This is a genomic window from Tissierella simiarum (assembly GCF_018917865.1).
Taxonomy (GTDB): domain Bacteria; phylum Bacillota; class Clostridia; order Tissierellales; family Tissierellaceae; genus Tissierella_C; species Tissierella_C simiarum.
In genome coordinates this window covers 1-2,360 of record NZ_JAHLPM010000041.1, presented here as the reverse complement: position 1 = coordinate 2,360, position 2,360 = coordinate 1, and the positions used below count along the sequence as shown (strand labels likewise).

Annotated in this window: 4 protein-coding genes; all 4 read right to left on the bottom strand. The window is 36.2% G+C overall.

What is annotated here, in order from left to right; translation table 11 throughout:
- Positions 1–25: 25 nt before the first annotated feature.
- Complete coding sequence (locus KQI42_RS20590; RefSeq protein WP_216522696.1) at positions 26–1,207, bottom strand: sodium ion-translocating decarboxylase subunit beta; 1,182 nt, start codon at positions 1,205–1,207, stop codon at positions 26–28.
- Between the two features lie 26 nt (positions 1,208–1,233).
- Entirely contained in the window at positions 1,234–1,638 is a 405-nt protein-coding gene (locus KQI42_RS20585) for a DUF2118 domain-containing protein (protein ID WP_216522694.1), read from the bottom strand.
- 27 nt (positions 1,639–1,665) lie between these two features.
- Entirely contained in the window at positions 1,666–2,049 is a 384-nt protein-coding gene (locus KQI42_RS20580) for an OadG family protein (RefSeq protein ID WP_216522689.1), read from the bottom strand.
- A 14-nt stretch (positions 2,050–2,063) separates the two neighbouring features.
- The coding region (locus tag KQI42_RS20575; RefSeq protein WP_281420535.1) for a carboxyl transferase domain-containing protein at positions 2,064–2,360 on the bottom strand (297 nt) is incomplete at its 5' end.

The following is a 2,360-nucleotide window of genomic DNA, read 5'->3' as shown; positions in this document are numbered from 1 at the left end:
AAAGCAGAGTCTCCTCTGCTTTATTTTACCCTCCGAAGAACATTAATAACAGCCCTGCTGCTACAGCTGAACCTATAACTCCTGCAACATTTGGTCCCATGGCATGCATTAGTAAGAAGTTTCTTGGGTTTGCTTCTTGTCCTACTTTCTGTGATACTCTTGCTGCCATTGGTACTGCTGATACTCCTGCTGATCCTATTAGTGGATTTACTTTTCCTCCACTTACTTTACACATTATTTTTCCGAACAATACTCCTGTTGCTGTTCCTATGGAGAAGGCTATAAGTCCTAGCACTATTATTTTTATTGTTGCTGGAGATAGGAATGTTTCTGCGTTGGCTGTTGCTCCTACTGTTGTTCCTAGGAATATAGTTACTATGTTTATTAATTCATTTTGTACTGTTTTTGATAGTCTTTCTACTACTCCTGATTCTCTGATTAAGTTACCCATCATAAGCATTCCTACTAAGGCTGCTGCTGATGGTAGTAGTAAGGATACTAATACTGTAACCATTATTGGAAATATAACCTTTTCTTTCTTGGATACTGGTCTTAGTTGTTCCATTACTATTTCTCTTTCTTCTTTGGTTGTTAGTGCTTTCATTATTGGTGGTTGAATTATTGGTACTAATGCCATATAGGAATAGGCTGCTACGGCTATTGGTCCTAATAGATGGGGTGCTAGTTTACTTGTTAGGTAAAGGGCTGTTGGTCCGTCTGCTCCCCCTATTATTCCTATGCTTGCTGCTTCTGGTCCTGTAAATCCTAAGGCTATTGCTCCTATAAATGTTACAAATATTCCAAATTGTGCTGCTGCTCCAAGTAGTATACTCCTTGGGTTTGCTATTAATGGTCCAAAGTCTGTCATGGCTCCTACTCCTAGAAAGATTAGGGGTGGATATATTCCTAGTTTGACTCCTTGGTATAGATAATATAATAATCCTCCTAATTGCTTGGTTTCCTGTACCATTTCTCCTGTGACTGGATCTATAACTAGTGCCATTTTAGGTGGATCCATTAGTCCTGCTAGTGGTAGGTTAGCAAGTAACATACCAAAGGCTATGGGAACTAGTAGTAAGGGTTCAAACTCTTTTTTAATGGCTAAGTATAATAAAATAAAGGATACAGATAGCATAATAATTTGCTTAAAGGTAATAACAGCAAATCCTGTGCTTTGCCAAAAATCCTTTAATACATCTAAAAGCATATTCTTTACCTTCCTTTCTTAAAGAATTAGTCTAATACTACTAGTTTATCTCCTGTGTTTACTAGGGCACTAGCTGAAGTGGCTATATTTGCTACTACTCCATCTCTTGGTGCTAATATTTCATTTTCCATCTTCATAGCTTCAAGGATTAATAATATATCTCCTGATTTTACTGTATCTCCTTCTTTTACGTTTACACTAAGAATTGTTCCTGGCATTGGTGCTTCTACTACTTCTTGTCCTTGGGATACTGCTATTTCTTTTTTCTCTGCTTTTGATTGTGGTGCTGGTGCTGCTTTTGGTTGTGCTGCTGGTTGTGGTGCTGGGGATACTGTTTTTGGTACTGGTCTTTCTACGGCTCCACTAGTTGTTACTTCTTCTACTTCTACTTCGTAAGAATTTCCGTTTACATTTATAATAAATTTTCTCATTGTTCTACCTCCTAAGATATTTATATATTATAATTTTCCAAACATCTGCTCTCTTCTGCCTGTTTCTGCCCAAGCAGGTGTTGTTTGAGGCATCCTTTTTATACTTTTAATATTTACTTCAGGTATGCTTACGCCTAAGCTAGAAGCTATGGCTGCTGCTATAACTGCTACTAATTCTTCATCGTTTATATCATTTGTAGCTATTTCTTCTTCTACTTTATTTTCTATCCTATCTTCTGTCCTATTTTCTATAACAGGATTGGCTTTAGGAGGTTGTGGTTTTTTTCCACCACCAGCTATATTACTTAATCCCTTTATTAAATAGGATATTATTATTAGGACAGTAAAAACTATAATCATACTAAAGACTGTAATAAACACGCTGTTGCTAATAGTTATATATTCACCCAATTATTTCACCTCTTTTATACTGGTAAGTTACCATGCTTTTTAGCAGGTCTATGTTCTCTCTTTGAGCCTAGCATATCAAAGGCAGATATTAATCTTGGTCTAGTAATACTAGGAACTATTACATCGTCTACATATCCTCTTTCTGCTGCTATATATGGATTTGCTACTGTATCTCTATATTCTTTAATTTTTTCTTGTCTTGTATTTATAGGATCATTAGAGTTTTCAATATCCTTTTTAAATATTATATTAGCTGCTCCATCTGGACCCATTACTGCAATTTCTGCATTTGGCCATGCAAATACTTGGTC

Bases quoted from the DNA above. Each gene is read 5' to 3' on its own strand.
- KQI42_RS20585 (WP_216522694.1), bottom strand. From the start codon at position 1,638: ATGAGAAAATTTATTATAAATGTAAACGGAAATTCTTACGAAGTAGAA.
- KQI42_RS20590 (WP_216522696.1), bottom strand. From the start codon at position 1,207: ATGCTTTTAGATGTATTAAAGGATTTTTGGCAAAGCACAGGATTTGCT.